At 70.2% G+C, this 18,523-nt stretch carries 14 protein-coding genes and 1 tRNA gene; 9 read left to right on the forward strand and 6 right to left on the reverse strand.

From position 1 onward, the window contains the following. The first annotated feature begins 116 nt into the window (after positions 1-116). Entirely contained in the window at positions 117-491 is a 375-nt protein-coding gene (locus TCUR_RS24565; protein WP_012850923.1) for a PspC domain-containing protein, read from the forward strand. A gap of 55 nt (positions 492-546) precedes the next feature. Here TCUR_RS24565 and TCUR_RS02670 read toward each other — a convergent pair whose 3' ends face one another. Both TCUR_RS02670 and TCUR_RS02675 read right to left on the reverse strand, forming a co-directional pair. Next, the gene (locus TCUR_RS02670; protein WP_012850924.1) at positions 547-1,893 is read right to left on the reverse strand and encodes an MFS transporter; all 1,347 of its coding nucleotides are present in this window, start codon (positions 1,891-1,893) and stop codon (positions 547-549) included. 180 nt (positions 1,894-2,073) lie between these two features. Then, positions 2,074-2,415, reverse strand: coding sequence for a metallopeptidase family protein (locus TCUR_RS02675; RefSeq protein ID WP_041439251.1), 342 nt, complete (start codon positions 2,413-2,415; stop codon positions 2,074-2,076). A 35-nt stretch (positions 2,416-2,450) separates the two neighbouring features. Between TCUR_RS02675 and TCUR_RS28240 the strand changes: the two genes are divergently transcribed. The 3 genes from TCUR_RS28240 (at position 2,451) to TCUR_RS02690 (ending at position 6,658) form a co-directional block, all read left to right on the forward strand. After that, positions 2,451-4,085 (forward strand): metallophosphoesterase family protein, encoded by a 1,635-nt coding sequence (locus tag TCUR_RS28240; RefSeq protein ID WP_012850926.1) that lies wholly within the window; start codon positions 2,451-2,453, stop codon positions 4,083-4,085. Between the two features lie 63 nt (positions 4,086-4,148). Continuing rightward, positions 4,149-4,221 (forward strand) — tRNA-Glu (locus TCUR_RS02685). 1,156 nt (positions 4,222-5,377) lie between these two features. Further along, positions 5,378-6,658 carry an NYN domain-containing protein gene (locus TCUR_RS02690; protein ID WP_012850927.1) on the forward strand — a complete coding sequence of 427 codons (1,281 nt, stop codon included), beginning with the start codon at positions 5,378-5,380 and terminating at the stop codon, positions 6,656-6,658. 472 nt (positions 6,659-7,130) lie between these two features. Here TCUR_RS02690 and TCUR_RS26215 read toward each other — a convergent pair whose 3' ends face one another. Beyond that, a complete protein-coding gene (locus TCUR_RS26215) occupies positions 7,131-7,436 on the reverse strand; it encodes a hypothetical protein (RefSeq protein ID WP_148232905.1) in 306 nt (101 codons plus the stop codon). A gap of 222 nt (positions 7,437-7,658) precedes the next feature. Here TCUR_RS26215 and TCUR_RS02695 point away from each other — a divergent pair, with 222 nt between their 5' ends. Beyond that, entirely contained in the window at positions 7,659-8,693 is a 1,035-nt protein-coding gene (locus TCUR_RS02695; protein WP_012850929.1) for a tyrosine-protein phosphatase, read from the forward strand. A gap of 28 nt (positions 8,694-8,721) precedes the next feature. Here the strand turns inward: TCUR_RS02695 and TCUR_RS02700 are convergent, their stop codons facing one another. From TCUR_RS02700 to TCUR_RS02710, 3 genes are all read right to left on the reverse strand, one after another. Beyond that, positions 8,722-9,840 carry a class I tRNA ligase family protein gene (locus TCUR_RS02700; RefSeq protein WP_012850930.1) on the reverse strand — a complete coding sequence of 373 codons (1,119 nt, stop codon included), beginning with the start codon at positions 9,838-9,840 and terminating at the stop codon, positions 8,722-8,724. A 143-nt stretch (positions 9,841-9,983) separates the two neighbouring features. Beyond that, complete coding sequence (locus TCUR_RS02705) at positions 9,984-11,054, reverse strand: class I SAM-dependent methyltransferase (protein ID WP_012850931.1); 1,071 nt, start codon at positions 11,052-11,054, stop codon at positions 9,984-9,986. A 143-nt stretch (positions 11,055-11,197) separates the two neighbouring features. Next, positions 11,198-12,061: a PhzF family phenazine biosynthesis protein gene (locus TCUR_RS02710; protein WP_012850932.1), complete on the reverse strand. Its 864-nt coding sequence runs from the start codon at positions 12,059-12,061 to the stop codon at positions 11,198-11,200. A gap of 189 nt (positions 12,062-12,250) precedes the next feature. Here TCUR_RS02710 and TCUR_RS02715 point away from each other — a divergent pair, with 189 nt between their 5' ends. From TCUR_RS02715 to TCUR_RS02730, 4 genes are all read left to right on the forward strand, one after another. Further along, positions 12,251-13,093 (forward strand): oxygenase MpaB family protein, encoded by an 843-nt coding sequence (locus tag TCUR_RS02715; RefSeq protein WP_041439254.1) that lies wholly within the window; start codon positions 12,251-12,253, stop codon positions 13,091-13,093. 20 nt (positions 13,094-13,113) lie between these two features. Next, entirely contained in the window at positions 13,114-14,697 is a 1,584-nt protein-coding gene (locus tag TCUR_RS02720; RefSeq protein ID WP_012850934.1) for an AMP-binding protein, read from the forward strand. A 409-nt stretch (positions 14,698-15,106) separates the two neighbouring features. Beyond that, positions 15,107-16,762, forward strand: a complete 1,656-nt coding sequence (gene qcrB / locus TCUR_RS02725) for a cytochrome bc1 complex cytochrome b subunit (RefSeq protein WP_012850935.1) — start codon at positions 15,107-15,109, stop codon at positions 16,760-16,762. A gap of 380 nt (positions 16,763-17,142) precedes the next feature. After that, complete coding sequence (locus tag TCUR_RS02730) at positions 17,143-18,285, forward strand: GH25 family lysozyme (protein ID WP_012850936.1); 1,143 nt, start codon at positions 17,143-17,145, stop codon at positions 18,283-18,285. The last annotated feature ends 238 nt before the right edge of the window (positions 18,286-18,523 follow it).

Here is an 18,523-nt window from a genome sequence, read left to right on the forward strand (position 1 = left end):
AAGCGCCCTCAGGCCCCGTGCCAGGGGCGAAGGGCCCGCGACCCCAGGGACGAATCAGGGATGGATCAGGCCCATCCCCGAGGTGGACACGCCCCGAAGCGGGGCACCATCGAGACATGGACAAAGACCTTCGTACTCAGACCGAACCCACCGCAGGCGGCTCCCACGCGGACACCGGCCAGGCCGGTCCCCCGCAGCCCCGCCGCCTGTGCCGCACCCGCGAAGGCCGGATGATCGCCGGCGTGTGCTCGGGCCTCGGCGACTACCTGGGCGTGGACGCCAACGTCCTGCGGCTGCTGCTGGCCCTGTTCGTCCTCCTCGGCGGCTCCGGCGTCGCCCTGTACATCCTGGGCTGGGTGCTGATCCCCGAAGAGGGCAAGGGCACCTCGGTCCTCCAGGACTTCATCGACCGCAACCGCGACAACCCCGCGGTCCAGGACGTGATCGGCAAGGCCAAGGAGGGCCTGCACAAGGTCACCTCCAAGCGGTGAGGCCGGGCCTGCGCACAGCCGGCCGTTCCCGGTGCGGCCACCGCCCCGAAGGCGCCTATACGGGCACGGCGTCGGTGTCGCGTCCGTCGCCGCCTTCGCGCCCGGCCGCCTCGGGCGGCGCCGGCGCGTCCGGGACGCCGGCAAGGCCCGGCGGCTCATCGAGCAGGTCGCCGCGCACCGGCGTCCACAGCATGGTGAGCAGGGTCGCCGCCGACAGCCCCGCGACCCCGGCCAGCGCCACCACCGTCTGCGGCCCCACCAGCTCGGCGGCCAGACCGCCGACCAGGATGCCCAGCCCCTGCCCGGCCAGGATGCCCGACTGGGCCAGGCCGAACGCCTGCCCCCGGTCGGCGGGCGGCACCGCCGCCACGAACGCGGCGTTGGCGGCCAGCTGGTAGGCGCTGCCCACCCCCGACAGCGCCCACAGCACCACCACCGCCCACAGCGGCGGATGCAGAACCGAGCCGATCAGCGGGGCGCAGGCCAGCATCGACAGCCAGCCCATCGCGCGCAGCCGGTCGAAGGGCCGCACGAAACGGCTGAAGACGAACACCCCGACGACCATGCCGGTGGGCATGGCCGACATCAGCAACCCCACGGTCACGGCCGTGCTGCCCGGATAGGTGGCCGCATACGGGGCGGCCAGCCCCTCGGGGATCACATAGAAGGCGCACAGCCAGGCGAACAGCACCAGGGAACGCAGCACCGGGTCGCCGAACACCAGGCGGGCCCCGTCCCGGGTGTTGCGCCACAGCGCCAGCGGCTCACGGCGGCCGCCGCGGGGCGCCGGCCGGGGCTGCAGCCACACCATCAAGATCAGCCCCGACACCGCGAACGTCACCGCGTCCAGCGCCAGCGCCCCATGCGGCCCCACCAGCGCCACCAGCGCGCCCCCGCCCAGAAAGCCCAGCATCTGGGTCGTCTGATGGGTGATGTTGTTGATCGCCGAACCGGCCACATACCGGTCGCCGTCCAGGATGTCCGGCAGCAGCGCCGCGCGGGCGGCGGTGAACGGCGCGCCCAGCAGCACGGTCGAGAACACCAGCAGGCACAGCAGCGGGAACGGCATGACCTGCAGCGCCATCAGCGCCACCAGCGCCGCCCGCACGATGTCGCAGACCACCATCACCGTGCGGCGGGGGAACATGTCCGCCAGCCCCGCCAGCAGCGGCCCGCCCACGATGGGCGGCAGATAGGTCAGCGCATAGGCGACGGCGGTCAGCAAAGGGGACCCGGTGCGGTGGTAGACCAGCACCGCCAACGCCACCTGGGCCAGTTGGTCTCCGATGTACGAGAACGTCTGGGCCGCCCACAGCGCACGGAACTCCCCGACGGCGAAGACCTCGCGGTAGGTCGCCTGCCGTTCCGGCGGACGCCGGTGCCTGCCCGTCTGCCTGTCCACCAAAAGACATCTCCAGTTCGCCCCTCCGCCCCGGGCACTGGGCGGCCTCCCCCTATTAACTCACGCTCCGTCGTCTCGATGTGACCTTCCGTGCTCGATTGGTGATATTGGTGACCTCTCACACCCCTCCCGCTGGGTTCGGCACAAGCGGACGGGAGGGTTTGTACGCTGATGTGGGACCTAATAACCGTGGCGGTGCAGCCACTCGTCACTGATGCCGAAGTGGTGAGCGATCTCGTGGACGACGGTGAGGCGCACCTCATCCACCACGTCCTCGACCGAATCGCAGATCGCCAGGATCTCCTTGCGGTAGATCGAGATGTGATCGGGCAGCACGCCGCCGTACCAGTCGCCGCGCTCGGTGAGCGGGACGCCGTGGTAGAGACCGAGCAGACCCGGCTCGGGAGCCTCGTCCTCCACCACGATGACCACGTTGTCCATGTGCCGGGTCAGCTCGGGCGGGATGGTGTCGAGAGCGTCGGCGACCAGCCCCTCGAACTCCTCACGCGACAGCTCGATCACGCCCATCATTGTCGACGACGAGGAAGGGAAGCGCCGTGGTCTTCGGCCGGTTCCGCGACCGCCCGTCCGGACGCCCCGCAGCCGTCGCCCGCTTTCTGCGCACCCGGCTGAGCGGCGCGGCCCGCCGCCGCGGCACCGGCGTCCTGCTGGTGATCCTGGTCGGGCTGGCCGGCGGGCTGATCGGCACGCTGCTGGGCGGACGGGTGGAGACCCCCATCGGCCCCGCCGACGTGGCGCTGTCCATCCGCCCCTCCTCCAACGGCGGCACCACCGTGCAGATCCCGCCGCTGGGCTCGCTGCAGTTCGACAGCCACTGGGGCCCGCTGCGCCTGGAGGCCCAGGTCGCCGAACTGCACGCCGAACCGGCCCGCAAGCTCATCGAAGACGACGCGGCGCTGGACCGCCTCACCGACCAGATCGCCGGCCAGCTCAGGCACGGCGTGGTGGTGCTGGTCGTCCGCGCCGCCGTCTTCGCCACCGTCTTCGGCTTCCTGGCCGGGCTGCTGGTCTTCCGCAACTGGCGGCGCGCCCTGCTGTCCACGGGCTCGGCGCTGGGCGGGCTGCTGGCCACCTGCCTGCTGGCGTACGCGACCTTCACCCCCCAGTCCATCAACGAGCCCCGCTACACCGGCCTGCTGGCCAACGCCCCCCAGGTGGTCGGGGACGTGCAGAGCATCGTCGCGCGCTTTTCCGAATACCGCGGCCAGCTCGCCCGGCTGGTCGGCAACGTCTCCCGGCTGTATGCGGCGACCTCCACCCTGCCCACCTACGAGCCCGACCCCTCGACGCTGCGGGTGCTGCACGTCTCCGACATCCACCTCAACCCGGCCGCCTGGGACGTCATCCGCTCCGTCAGCGACCAGTTCCGCATCGAGCTGATCATCGACAGCGGCGACCTGACCGACCACGGCAGCGCCCCCGAGGACCGCTTCATCGGCGACATCAAGAAGCTGAAGATCCCCTACGTCTTCGTCCGCGGCAACCACGACTCCAAGGACACCCAGGAGGCCGTCGCCGAACACAAGAACGCCATCGTCCTGGACGGGGAGACCAAGGAGGTCGCGGGCCTGCGCATCCACGGCGTGGGCGACCCGCGCTTCACCCCCGACAAGACCACCCGCGACGACGACGTCACCGCCGCTCAGCTGCGCGCCCTCGGCACCCGGCAGGCCCAGGCCCTGCGCGCCTCCGGCGACGCCCCCGACCTGGTCGTCGTCCACGACCCCAACCAGGGGGCCGGATTCTCCGGCGTCACCCCGCTGGTGCTGTCCGGCCACACCCACAGCCGCCGCACCGAGCTGCTGCCCACCGGCACCCGCCTGTTCGTCCAGGGCTCCACCGGCGGCGCCGGCCTGCGCGGCCTGGAGAAGGAGGAACCCACCCCCATCGAACTGTCGGTGCTGTACTTCAACCGCACCACCAAGCGCCTGCAGGGCTGGGACGACCTGCGCCTGGGCGGCCTGGGCCTGTCATCGGCCCAGATCGAACGCCACCTGGAACCCCAGCCCGACCGTCCCGTCACCCAGCCCACCCCCGACCCCACTCCCGCCGCCACCCCCTCCCGGTGGCCTTCCCTGGCCCCCACCGAGTGGCCGACCTTCTCCCGCCCCGCGACCACCCCGACCACCACGCCCCCACCCGCGTCACCGACCCCCGGCCCGTCCCGCTAGAGTTTTTGTTTAGGCGTGAGGACAAGTTCTCCCCTATGCTGACGGAGACGACGCAGCCGTCAGGCCCCCATCGTCTAGCGGCCTAGGACGCCGCCCTTTCAAGGCGGTAGCACGGGTTCGAATCCCGTTGGGGGCACACACCGGGTGACTGCACGATCGCGGCCGGACCCCTGTGGTCGCTGTGGATATGAGCAGCGGATGCGGCTCTACTCGTTCGTGCGTGACTCGTCGCCGGGGGAGCATCTTGGCTTGCCGGGCTGCCACCTCTCCCATTGATGGATTTCCAGTCGGAATGCTTGGGACGGCTGCCTGAGCGGCGACTGGGCGCCCGGAGACGGGCAGGGTCGGCTGGATCTGCTTGGAGCTCCCGTCGTCCAGTGAATTCTTCGGCATGCCATGTTCACAGCTCGTATGCGGGTGTTGGGCGGGACGGCTGGAGTAGGTCCCTGCTTTGGGGATTGCACTGCCACTGGCGGTCTCGGCGGCTTGCCGGTTGAACGCACTGAACCTTTTCAACACGCCGTCTCGGTAGGTCGAGACGAGGACGTCGCGGTCAGGGGCGATGCCGTGACCGAGAAGGTCGCAGTACAGGGCCCTGTCGCGACCTTCTCGGTGTCTTGGGCCCGTATTGGCGAAGGTTCACCGGTTGGGGCGGGTGAATGATCTGCTCACGATCGGGATGCGCAGCGGCTCCGGTGGCAGAGTTCGCCTGAACGCTCCTTGTCTCCTGGCGGACGGGGCCGGGTGCGGAATCCCATGCGCGAGGTGTCCGCAAGGGCGTTCGCCGGGATCGAACCTGGCCGGTGCGGCCTTGAAGCCATCCCAAGATCTCTCTGAGATCCCAGCAGGTACCGTTCGGCCACGCCTTGCTTCGCCCAGTGGAATCAGGGCCTGAGGCGCACACTCTTCAGAGTCGCCGTCCAGCCTGCGGCCACGTGATCTCGTACCGGCTCCCAGACCATGATCCGCATTGTCAGGACCGTTCTTGTACGCCATTGCCGGTGGAACCCTCCTTGATCACCTGGACGGCTGGCCGGAGTCAACGCAAGCATGAGGTGAGTGATCTGTTCACTATGCCCGTGGCCGGCTCTTGTTCTTCTTCCGTGATCCTTTCTGGGCGGCCATCGAGTCTCCGGCAGGGGTGCCGGATTTGGGAATTCCCGTTCTGCTGTATACGGACGGCCAAAACAATGGAAGCTCGGAGTGGGGCCGCCAAGGGGCGGGTTCTTGTGGGTGGGGGTTTTGAAGAACTGGGCATGGATTTTTCTGTCATCCTGTTGTAGATTATTTTTGTGCGATACTCTCGGGCTGCATTTTATCTTGACTTTGATAATGTGTTCGGTGGGCTTTTTAAGCTGGATCCGGATGTGGCGATCCAGTTCGCAAGCAACCCGGGAGTATGGCTGCAACGTCTGTCGACCACGCTGACGGTGGATGCTCCGCGGCGTTGGCTGGTGCTGCGCTGCTATCTCAACCCGGCCGGCTGGGTGGATTACCATCCCCCGCTGGGAGAGCCGTCACGGCTGCAGTTTTTTCGATTCAGATCCTCGTTTATTAGTGCCGGTTTCGAAGTCATTGACTGCCCTCGCTACAACGCCACGAAGAACGGTGCGGACATCAGGATCGCCGTGGACGTCGTCGATGCGCTATCGGCCGACGTCACGTACGATGAGTTCGTCATCGCCTCCGGCGATTCCGACATGACACCATTGCTGCAGCGGCTGCGCAGGGCCGACCGGCGGACCGTGGTCATGTCATCGGTGGACGCGGCCGAGGCGTTCATTTCGATCGCCGACCGCACGATAAATGGTCAGCAGCTACTGGAGCTGGTTCAAGGCGAACCGGTCGGCGTCGAGGACGATGAGTACGATGCCGTGGCCGCCGAGCTCGATGGCATCGGCGGTGATCACACATACGCCGGTGCTGTGCCGAGCGACCATGCCAGGGCGTATGAATACTTCCGCTCAGTGGTCGCCGACAAATACAATAATGCTTCCGAGCCCCTGAACATGGCGAATTTGGCGGCCCAGCTGCGCAGTGAGCTGGGACCGGTGATCGACGAAACCGGCTGGTTCGGCTTCGGCGGTTTCGCACGGGCGGTGGAAAGTTTGAAACTTCCCAATCTGCGAATGTCGAAGCATGAGATATGGGATGAGAGTCGGCACTCTCCCCCCGCGGACGCGGTGGCCACGGTACCGCGCGTCACCCTGCCGGAGCCCGTGGAACGCCTGACGGCGTTGATCAATCTGCCCCGGCTGCCACAGGGCTGGTGGCCGATGATCTATCAGACGCTGGCCGACTATGCCAGTTCCCATCAGTTCAATTTGACGCAGTGCACGAGCTGGACGCGAGACCGGCTTCGGGAACAGGGGTTCGCCATCAATCGCAACAGCGTCTCCTTCGTTGTGCGGGGAGCCGCGTTCGGCGGATGCCCGCTGTACCGTCAGCCCCCGCCCACTGCGGCGGAGATCGGAGAGGCTTTCGTGAACAATGTTCTCACTCGCGTCGATGGGGAAATCTTGACGGAAGAAGAGATCGAGATGGTCCGGACCTGGCTTGGGGGATATTCCTAGAGTGAGGGGAATCTGTCGGGTTCTGAGCTCGGGGTAGACGGCTCTCACAAGGTGGCACTGAGGTGGCATTTTGTGGGCAACCAGAGGAAATGTGTGGAACGGTGCGGCGTTCACCCTGAGTGCTGTTGGGGTCGTTTGTCCTGCGAGGAATCCCATATCAGTGATCGCGGTCGCTCGCCCAAGCGTCATATTGGGCTGAGACGCCCGTCCATGCATGTATCGGAAAATCTGGCGCCACGACCGGTGGCCGTGCTCTCCCGGGGTGCCCGGCTTCACTCGGCCTCAAGAGCGACGCGGATCGGGTGCGCTTGAGATCGCTCCCGCCCTGCCCGGCGGCCCGTTTCGTCATCCGGCCCTACCTGGATGCAAGCGCCCTGCAGTGCTAGACCATGCCGAATAGCAGGGCGTTGAGGGTGTCGGTCGCCGGGGGATTTCCCGGAGAGCCATATGGCGGTGGACGCGGCGAGGTCGGTCATGATGAGCCGGGCGGCAGGGGAGTGGTGGGCTCGCCTGAGGCTTGGCCCTCGGCGACGATGCCGATGATGAGGTCGAACAGGGGCCGGTAGACGGCGTCACCGACCGCGGCGATGGTGCCTTCGGTGGCGAAGGCCAAGGCCATGGCGCGTGCGCCGTGATCCGCCGAGGTCCAGTGCTCGACCAGGATCCTTTGGGGAATGCGGTGCCGTTCGAGGGGCCCGAGCGGATTTTCCGTACGGGCAGCCTGTCTGTCGAGGACGCCGTGGACCGGCTCGGCAGCCCTCTCGTACGGGGGTGGCACGAGCCGGGTGATGCTGAGATGGCCGGCTCAACAGAGACGTATGTCGCGGTTTGTCTGCAAGGATCGTTCGTCTCGAGCGCCGGTGCGTCTGGCGCTTGCCGTTGCAGGCGGAATTTCCCGTGAGGGGGCGGAAGAGAGGAGACTGCAGTCGGTCGGGCGGTCGGGCCCGATCTGAGGTGTTTTCAACGGGAGGGTCGCGGAGCTCGCCAAGGCGGTGAACCGGTGGGCGAGTGCGGCCTGGGGAGGCTGATGCGGGCGATGGTGGTGCACGTCGAGGTCGTCGGGAACGGGCGGGGCGATCTTGAGGTGTCCTGGGAGCCCGCCTGGGACGGGCCGGTTGAGGTCGCGGTCGGGCCGTCGCCGGAGTCGATCCGCTGCGATGAGCCGGTGGCCCGTGTCGAGGGGGCCACGCGGGTGTCGCTGCAGGGGCTGGGGCCGGGGCGTCATTACGTGTCGGTGGCGCCGGTCGGGGGTGCCGCGGTCGTGGCCGCTGAGCGGTTGCTGAGAATGGAAGGGCTCAGCAATTTCCGTGACCTCGGGGGTTATCGCACGGCCGACGGTGGGCGCGTCCGCTGGGGGCTGGTCTACCGGTCGGACGCCCCGCACCTGCTGACCCCGGCCGATCTGGAGGTCATCGCCCGGCTCGGGCTGCGCACGGCCTACGATCTGCGCACCGACGAGGAGCGGGCGCACGCTCCCTCGGTGCTGCCGGAGGGTGTGCGCCGGGAGTGGATCGCCATCAGCGGGGCGGCGGCGAAGACCGAGCAGATCGTTCAGGAGGTCATCGCGGGGCAGAGGACGGCGCTGCCCGGCGATTTTCTCGTCCGGGTCTACCACGCCATGGCCGAGACCGAGGCGGCGGCGTTCGGGCGGCTGCTGACCGGTCTGGCCGAGCCCGGTGGGCTGCCCGCGCTGATCCACTGCACCGCGGGCAAGGACCGCACCGGGATCGGGGCGGCGCTGCTGCTGTCGGCGCTGGGCGTCGATGAGCGGACGGTGCTGGACGACTATGAGCTCAGCGCCGTCTACTACAGCGCGCCCCAGTTGGAGCAGCTGCGGACGGCGCTGGCGGGCACCGGCATCGACGTCGAACGCTTCCGCGCCGCCCTCGACACCTCTCGCCAGGCCATGGCCGCCGTGCTGGCGACGCTGAAGGAACGGCACGGGACGATCGAGAACTACCTGCTGCAGGAGGCGGGCGTGTCCCCGGACGTTCTCGCCGAGTTGCGGGCGCGCCTGGTCCAGCGGCCGGGCTGACGGCGGCCGTCCGCGGGCACCGGCGGGCTCACTCCAGGGCGAGGACGCTCAAGGCGGTGCGGGCGGTGCGGCCGCCTTCCTGTTCGGCGATGTTCAAGGCGGCGTCGACGTTCAGGTCGTCCAGCAGCGCGGCGGTGACGGCCTCGTCGGCGGCGGGGGAGGAGCCTGGGCGGCCGGCCGCGGTGTGCAGGCGGTCCAGGCGGGCGGCCGCGGCCGACAGGTCACCCGGGGTGTAGTGCCACTCCTGCGCCCACGGGGTGGACAGCAACGCCAGCCGCAGCACCGAGGCGGGGTGCTCTTTCAGCAGGTCGGCGACGAAGACCAGGTTGCCGGTGGACTTGGCCATCTTGGCGCCGTCCTTGCTGACCATGCCGACGTGCAGCCAGGCGCGGGCGAAGGGCCGCACGCCCGTCATCGCCTCCGCCAGGGCGCTCTCGTAGGCGTGGTGGGGGAAGCGCAGGTCGGCGCCGCCGGCGTGCAGGTCCAGGGCGGGGCCGAAGATCGCCAGGGCCATGGAGGCGCACTCGGCGTGCCAGCCGGGGCGGCCCGCGCTCCACGGGCTGGGCCAGGCGGGCTCGCCGGCTTCGGAGGGACGCCACAACGCGATGTCGAAGGGGTCGTCCTTGCGCGGGTCCTCGGGGTCGTCGCCGTACTCGGCCAGCAGGTCCAGGGCGGTCTGCCGGTCCAGGCCGGCCTGCCCGGGCACGTGCGCCCCCCGGAAGTAGACCGCGCCCTCCCGCAGGTAGGCGTGGCCGAGGTCGAGCAGGGCCTGGGCGAGCGCGATCGTCTCCCGGATGTAGTTGTGGGCGCGCGGCTGGTGGGTGACCGAGTGCACGCCGAGAGCGGCCATGTCCTGCTCGAAGTAGTACTGCTGGACGGCCGCGAAGCTGTCGTACGGGCTGCCGGCCCGCTGCGCGGCGCGGGTCAGCACGTCGTCCACGTCGGTGACGTTGCGGCAGACCTTCACGGTGTTGCCGGCGTGGCGGAGAACCCGGGCGGCCACGTCGGCCCACACGAACGTCCTGGCGTGGCCGAGGTGGGTGGTGTCGTACGGGGTGATCCCGCAGACGTACATCCTGGCGTGCCCGATGGCGGGCAGCGGCCGCCCGCCGAGCCGCAGCGATGGGACGGTGGAATCTGGACGCACCGGCGATCTCCTTTTGCACACGGCGAATGCCCTCTCCCCACCGTACGTCCCGCATCGCCGCGGCCCGGCATCCCCCTCGCGGACGTGGAACATCGGCGGCCGGGAGCCCCGCACCCGGCCGCCGATGGGGCTTGCGGGCCGCTTTAGGGGTTGAGCCGGTACAGGCGGAAGAAGTCGTTGTCCACGTCCAGGATCTGCACCCGGGAGTAGCCGGCCTCCTCGGCGAGGCGGCGCAGGGTGCTCGAGCGCAGGACGGTGCCCAGCGCGGCCGAGCCCGGCTCGGCGAGCTGGCTGGGCAGGCAGTGGGTGACGCTCCAGCCGTACATCATGCGTTCCACCTCATCGCCGGGGGCGGTGAACTCCTCGGCGACCCGCTCGTCCACCACCAGCACGGCGCCGCCGTCGGCGAGCGCGGCGCGGGCGGCGCGCAGCGCGTCCACGGGACGGGCCATGTCGTGCAGGGCCTCCAGGATGACGATCAGGTCGTAGGGGCCGTCGGCGAGTTCGGCGGCGTCCTCGCAGCGGAAGCGGAGCCGGCCGTCCAGCCCGGCCTCGGCGGCGTGGCGGCGGGCGTCCTCGATGGAGGCGGCGTCGGCGTCGATGCCGTCCACCCAGGCGTTGGGGAAGGCGCGCGCCAGCGCCAGGCTCGACCAGCCCTGGCCGCAGCCCACGTCGGCGATGCGCGGACGGTCGGCGCCGTTGATCCGCTCCGCCACGTCGGGCAGCGCGGCCAGCCAGGAGGTGGGCAGCTCGTGGGTGAAGGCGGGCCGGTTGATGCGGCCCTGCCCGTGGCGGAAGGCGGTCCCGTAGGACTCGTACGGCACCCCGCCGCCGGTGCGGTAGGCCTGGACGACTTGGGGCAGCACCCCGCCGATGCCGGCCAGCATGTGGGCGAACGGCGCCACGTGCGACAGGTCGTCGGCGTGCAGCAGCACCCGGGCGTGGTCGGGGGCCAGCAGGTAGCGGCGCTCGCCGGAGCCGGGGGCGAGGTTGAGCAGCCCGGCGACGGCCTGCTGCTCGAGCCATTCGCGGGCGTAGCGGGGGGCGATGCCGGTGCGGTCGGCCAGTTCGCCCGCGGTGAGCGGGCCGTGCTCGGCGAGGGCGGCGTACAGGCCCAGTTCGCCGCCCAGGTAGATGGAGTAGAGCTCCAGGGCGCCGAGCGCAGCACTGAACAAGCGCTCGACCAGGGCGTCGCTGCGGTCGGTCGTGGTCATCGCGGTGTCTCCTTGCCGGAAGCGGTGTCACAAGGTCGGCACCTACGACGATTCCGCAGCTCAGGGCCGGTTCGGTAGCGGTGAGCACCCCTAAAGAACCCCCTAATTCGGGCGGTGCCCGCCCCTATGTTTGAAGGGGCGCTTCAGCGGGGGATGCGGACGGCCGTGCCCGACACGCGTACTCGCCGGTCCCCTTCGTGCAGGTCCACGCGCAGCAGGGCGGGACGTCCCATGTCCTGTCCCTGGTGCAGCGTCACCGTGGCCGTTGCGTCCACCAGTCCCAGTTCGCGCAGGTAGGCGCCGAACGCCGCGGCGGCGGAGCCGGTCGCCGGGTCCTCCCGCACGCCGCCGACCGGGAAGGGGTCGCGGACGTGGAAGACGTGCTTCGACTCCCGCCAGACCAGGTGCAGCGTGGTGAGGTCCCGGGCGGTCATGAACGCCCGCAGGGCGTCGAAGTCGTAGTCCAGCGCGGCCAGCCGCGCCCGGGTGGCCGCCGCGAGCACCAGGTGCCGGGCTCCGGCGAAGGCGATGCGCGGCGGCAAGGCGGGGTCGAGCTCGTCCGGTCTCCAGTGCAGGGCGGCCAGCGCCTGGGACACGTCCTGGTCGGGCACCTGCTCCACGTAGGGCTCGACGCTGGTCAGCGTGGCCCGCAGCGTCCCGTCGGCCTCTTGTTCCACCTCGACCGGGACGGGGCCTGACCGTGTGGCGAACTCCAGCGGGCCCGGTCCGATCCGTTCGGCCAGGGCGACCGCGGCGGCGACGGTGGCGTGCCCGCAGAACGGCACTTCCGTTTCGGGGGCGAAGTAGCGGACGGTGAAGGACCGCCCGGGGCCGTCCGGCGGGGCGGTCAGGAAGGCGGTCTCGGAGTAGCCCACCTCGGCGGCGATGGACAGCATCTCCTCCTCCCGCAGGCCGGCGGCGTCCGGCACCACGCCGGCCGGGTTGCCGCCGGCGGGGTCGCGGGTGAAGGCCGCATACCGCAGGACCTGGGGCCGTGTGCCGTCCATCTCCTCCCTTTCTTCGGAAACACCGTCAGGCAAGCACACCGGGCGCGGCGTGTCGATCCGGCGGCCGTCCGGCATGGGGGAGGTCACGTTGACAGCGCCGAGACCGGTGAGACATTTTTGAGTAAATGTCCACTTACCTTCCTGTCGGATGAGCCCGCCGCCCGCGGCAGTACCGGAAAGGCCTGCAAGGTGCCCTCGACCGAAGTGACCCCGCTCGGCCCGGACTCGCTGACCTGGCGGTTCTTCGGGGACACCCGGCTGCTGCTGGTCGGTCCCCGGGCCGCCGTGCTGCAGAACATGCTGCCCGCCCTCGGCCAGGGCGTGCTGGAGCACTCGGTGTTCTTCTCCGAGACCTTCGCCCGGCTCAAGCGCTCGGCCGGCCCCATCCTCAACACCGTCTACGGCGGCGAGGACGCCCCCGCCATAGGACGGCAGGTCCGCGACTACCACCACCACGTCAAGGGCGAGCTGCCCGACGGCGGCCGCTACCACGCCCTGGACCCGGAGACCTACTACTGGGCGCACGCCACGTTCGTCGACCACATGATCTACGGGGTCGAGACGTTCATCCGCCCCCTCGACGAGGCGGAGAAACGGCGGATCTACGAGGAGTCCAAGACCTGGTACCGCATGTACGGGGTCAGCGACCGGCCCATGCCCGAGGACTGGGAGGGCTTCCAGGCGTACTGGAAGCACATGCTCGAAGAGGTCCTCATCGCCCACAAGACCGCCCGCTACGGCGTCGGCTACACCACCAAGGGCCTGCCCGCCCCCCGCCGCTTCCCCAAAAAGCTGTGGCGGGCCGTCAGCCCGCCGCTGAACAAGGCCGCCTCCTTCCTGACCATCGGCGGCCTGCCGCCACGGGCCCGCGAGCTGCTGGAGCTGCCCTGGAGCGCCGAGGACGAACGCCGCTACCGGCGCTTTGCCGCCCGGGTGCGGCGCGCGGGCCGCCACTGGCCGCTGCTGCCGGAGGCGGTGCGCTACTTCCCGCAGGCCCGCAAGGCCTTCGCCCGCGCCCGCGCCGCCCGCTGAACGTCCGGAAAGGCCCGTCCATGTCCCGCATCCGCCAGGTCCTCGAAGGGCTGACCGCCGCACGGCGAGCCGGGCTGATCGGCCTGCCGCCGCGGGCGGTGGCGCCGTCGATCCGCGCGCTGCGCGCCTACGGGCCGCTGGGCGCGGCCGCCACCATGAACGCGCTGCGCTTCGGCTCCCGCACCGCGCTGGTGGACGAGCACGGCACGCTCACCTTCGCCGACCTGGAACGCCGCTCCAACGCGCTGGCGAACGCCTGGCGGGCGCGCGGGCTCGGCCCCGCCAGCCGCGTCGGCATCCTGTGCCGCAACCACCGCGGCCTGCTGGACGCCATGACCGCCGCCGCCAAGATCGGCGCCGGGGTGCTGTTCCTCAACACCGACTTCGGCGGCCCGCAACTGGTGCAGACCGTCGAACGCGAAGGCGTCACCGCCCTCGTCCACGACGAGGAGTTCACGCCGGTGGCCGCCGGCGCCCCCGCCCCGCAGGGCCGTTTCGTCGCCTGGACCGACCGGCCCGGCGGCGGCGATCTGGAACGGCTCATCGCCGAAGGCGACCCGGCCCCGCCCCCCGCCCCCGGCCGGCACGGCTCCCTGGTCATCCTCACCAGCGGCACCTCCGGCGCCCCCAAGGGCGCCCCGCGCTCCTCCGGGCCGAGCGCGGCGTGGCTGCCCGTCGGCATCGTGCACCGCATCCCCTTCCGCCCCGGTGAGAGCGTCTTCGTCGGGCCGCCGATGTTCCACGGCTGGGGCCTGACCGCCATGCTGGTCACCCTGGGCACCGGCTCGGTGCTGCTGCTGCGCCGCCGCTTCGACGCCGACGCCGTGCTGGACCTGCTGGAACGCCACCGGGTCCGGGCGCTGGTGGCGGTGCCGGTGATGCTGTCGCGGCTGCTGGCCGCCGACGCCCGCCGCGAGAACCGGCCGAGGCTGCGGCTGCGGATCATCGCCACCGGCGGCGCCGCGCTGTCCCCCGCCCTGGCCGAACGGGTCATGGCCCGCTTCGGCCCGGTGCTCTACAACTTCTACGGCTCCACCGAGGCCTCCAGCATCAGCATCGCCACCCCCGAGGACCTGCGCGCCGCCCCCGGCTGCGTGGGCCGTCCCACCCTCGGCACCACCGTGAAGATCCTGGACGCATCCGGCCGGGAGGTGCCGCCGGGCGTCACCGGGCAGATCCACATCGACAGCCCGCTGCGCTTTGCCGGCTACACCGGCGGCGGGACCAAGCCCACGGCCGGGAAGCTGATGGCGGTCGGCGACCTGGGACATCTGGACGCCGCCGGGCGGCTGTTCATCGACGGCCGCGCCGACGACATGATCGTCTCGGGCGGGGAGAACGTGTACCCGGCCGAGGTCGAGGAGCTGCTGGCCGGCCACCCCGGCATCCGGGAGGCCGCCGTCGTCGGCGTCCCCGACGAGGAGTTCGGGCAGCGCCTGCGCGCCTATGTGGTCGCCGCCGACACCGCGCTGGGCGAGGAGGAGGTGCGCCGGTACGTCTCGGCCAACCTGGCCCGCTACAAGGTCCCCCGCGACGTGGTGTTCGTCGAGGAGCTGCCCCGCACCTCCACGGGCAAGGTCCTCAAGCGGCTGCTGCCCCGGTGAGGGGGCCTCGACCAGGACGTCCCGCCCCCTGCCCGCGGGAACGGCAAGGCGGTGAGTGCTCCCCGCCGTTCCCGCGGCCCGGCCCGGGATCGCCGGAGCCTACGAACCCGGACGCCGGAAAGGAGGCGGTGACGCGGGGCCGGCGGGCTTTCACGGGCGGCCCGCCGGCCCCGTCCCGGCGACTCTTTGCCGGTCGCAGAGAAAACGATGACCTTCCGGATCTGCGAACGGGCACCGCCGCGGCCGTTCCGGAAAGGGCGCCGGCAAGGGACGTTCCCGCGCCTGCGTGTTCCGGCGGCGACTTTCGGTGACGGTGGCGTGTTCGGTCCCCTCCCGGTCCGGGTAGGAGGCGAAAACCGCGGTGCTCCGCAGGCCGCGGCCACGTATCCGCAGGTCGGGAGGGGCTGGCGTGACGAATCCGCAAAAGCCCGGACAGGCCCCCGCGGCGCTGAGGGGCATGGGCCGGGCGATCGATGACCGGCTCGGCGGTGGACGCTGGGGCGTCAAGGCGATCAAGAAGGCGTTCCCCGACCACTGGAGCTTCCTGCTGGGGGAGATCGCGCTCTATTCCTTCGTGATCGTCCTGCTGACCGGGGTGTTCCTGACGCTGTTCTTCAAACCCAGCATGGCCCCGGTCGTCTACGAGGGCTCCTACACCAAGCTGCGCGGGGTGGAGATGTCGGAGGCCTATGCCTCGACCCTGCACATCTCCTTCGACGTGCGCGGCGGGCTGCTGATGCGGCAGATCCACCACTGGTCCACCGTCATCTTCATCGCCGCGATCCTGGCCCACCTGCTGCGCAACTTCTTCACCGGGGCGTTCCGCAAACCCCGCGAGCTCAACTGGGTGATCGGGGTGACGCTGCTGCTGCTGGTGATGCTCAACGGATTGTTCGGCTACTCGCTGCCGGACGACCTGCTGTCGGGCACCGGCCTGCGCATCCTGCACGGAGTGGTGCTGGGCATCCCGCTGGTCGGCACCTACCTGGCGATGTTCATCTTCGGCGGCCTGTACCCCGGCGAGGAGATCATCCCCCGCCTGTACGTGGTGCACATCCTGCTGATCCCGGCCCTGCTGCTGGCGCTGATCCCGCTGCACGCGGTGATCTTGACCTGGCGGCAGACCCACACCACCTTCCCCGGCCGGGGCGCCACCAACACCACGCAGCGGGGCTACCCCTTCATGCCGGTGTTCATCGCCAAGACCACCGCCTACCTGTTCTGGACGTTCGCGGTCGCCGCGTTCATGGCGACGTTCTTCCAGATCAACCCGGTGTGGCTGTACGGCCCCTATGACCCGGGCGCCATCAGCGCCGGTTCCCAGCCGGACTGGTACATGGGGTTCCTGGAGGGCTCGCTGCGGCTGATGCCGGCCTGGGAGATCACATTGTGGGGGCACACCGTGCCGCTGAGCGTCCTCATCCCCGCGCTGGTCGTGCCCGGTGTGCTGTTTGTGGGGCTGTATCTGTATCCGTGGATCGAACGCTGGATCACCGGCGACCACGGGACCCACCACCTGCTGGACCGGCCCCGCGACGTGCCCGCCCGCACCGGCATCGGCATGGCCGGGGTCACCTTCTACGGACTGCTGTGGCTGGCCGGCGCCAACGACGTCATCGCCGACCGGTTCAACTTCAACCTGTACGGCACCACCTGGTTCTTCCGGTTCGCGATCTTCATCGGCCCGGTGCTGGCCTACATCGTCGCCTACCGCGTCTGCCTGGGCCTGCAGCGCCGCGACCGGCAGCTCATCGAGCACGGCCTGGAGACCGGCGTCATCCGCATGGCCCCCGAGGGCCGCTTCAGCGAGCTGGAGGTGCCGCTGTCGAAGGAGGCCGCCTCGCCGATCACCGACGAGCGCCCGCCGGCGGCGGTCCCGCTGGAGGCCCCCGCTCGTGCCGGCGTCCGGCCGCCCGCCGAACGCGGGCGCATCGGCAGGCTCAGGCTGAGCCTCAACCGCCACTTCCTGCGCGACCTGTACAGGCCGGTCGCCCCGCACCCCAACGGCGACCGGGCCGTCCGCGAGGAGGAACGCCGTGCCGAGCAGCGGGCACTGAAGGAGTGACCCACCCCGTCCCGAAGCGTCGGGGAGCGGAAACCTCCGTGGCGTCCGACCGGCTGGTTTGCGCGTTGCGGCGCTCCCGGTGGATCTCATGCGGCCGCCTCGCCGGCGCCATCGGGGCCGCCCGTGGCAGGGCGGCGGTAGCACGTCGTCTGTAGGCGGTCGTCCCGGATGCCCGGATTCCGGACGGCCGCATCCGGCCGCCGTACGGCCGCACTTTTCGCATAAGTTTCATTACTCTTCAATCGTCACAGGTTCATCGCTCCTGGCATCTCTCGCTCAGCGGGCGCCGGTCTTCGGCGGCCGGCGGGACCTTGCGTCCATTCGGGCCGTCGCCCCGCAGGCCCGGAGCGGTTCATGGTTCCCCGACGATTGGAAAGTGGATGAAGCGTCTGACAGCCGTTGTCGCCATGGGCGTCTCCGCCGCCGTCATGGCGGCCGGTGCGGCGGCCGCCGCGCCGACGCCGGGGCACGGGCTGCGTCCCGGTGAGGCGTACGCCGGGGCCGGCAACCCCGAGCGACGGGCCGGCGGGGTCGGGGCCGCGCAGGTCCCGGCCGGGCTGAAGGGCGTGGACGTCTCCAGCTACCAGGGGCCGAACGTCGACTGGGCGGCGCTCAAGCAAAACGGCGTGCGCTTCGCCTTCGTCAAGGCCACCGAAGGCGCCAAGGTCAAGGGCGACCCCGACAGCGGCTACGTCAACCCCTACTTCAAGGACCAGTACAACGGGGCGCGCAAGGCCGGCCTGATCCGGGGCGCCTACCATTTCGCCCTGCCGCACAAGTCGGGCGGCGCCCGGCAGGCGGACTACTTCATCAACAACGGCGGCGGCTGGAGCACGGGAGGCGGGACGCTCCCCGGCGTGCTCGACATCGAGTTCAACCCCTACGACAACGGGCTGGACACCTGCTACGGCCTCAAGCCCGCCCAGATGGTCGGCTGGATCCGCGCCTTCAGCAATCGTTACCGCAAGCGCACCGGCCGTTACCCCATCATCTACACCAACGCCTACTGGTGGAACAAATGCACTAACAACAACACCAGTTTCGGCAACCACCCCCTCTGGCAGGCGCACTACGGCTCTGGGCCCGTCACCCCGCCCGCCGGATGGAAGACCTACACCTTCTGGCAGTACGCGGCCGGCACCGGCGCCACCGGCAACCCGAGCGTCTTCAACGGCTCCCTGAAAGCCCTGCGCAAGCTCGCCGCCCAGGCCCGCACCGGCTTCACCAAGGTGAACGCCGGCCCCGAGCCCAGGAAGAAGGGCAAGAAGCTGACCGTCGTGGGCCGGCTTCACTACCACAACGGCACCGCCTGGCGTCCCCTGGCCAAGCGGAAGGTCTCCATCTGGTTCCGGGCGCGCGGCACCTCCAAGTGGGTCCGCAAGGCCGTCGTGACGACCAACGGCAAGGGCCGGTTCCGCCGGAAGTTCATCGCCCGGAAGGGCGGCTACTGGCGCGCCAAGTTCGCCGGCGGCCCCAAGTTCTTCGGCGTCACCAGCGGCAGCGACTACGTCGACGTCCGCTGACGCCCGTTCCTCAGCCCCCCGGTGGACGGCGCCGTCCACCGGGCGGACCGAACCTTTTTCAACATGTGCCCTCCCGCGCTCTGGGCGCGGGAGGGCACTGCCCGATTCTGCATCGTCCCAGGTCACGGCGTTGTTCCGGGTGCGGTGACCGGTACGGGCGAAGCATGGAAAGAAACCAGTTATCCACAGCCTGTGGATTTTTCGGGCATTCATGACAAGAGCGTGGCGCCCGGCCCCA

This window comes from Thermomonospora curvata DSM 43183, assembly GCF_000024385.1.
In the GTDB taxonomy this organism is placed as follows: Bacteria; Actinomycetota; Actinomycetes; order Streptosporangiales; family Streptosporangiaceae; genus Thermomonospora; species Thermomonospora curvata.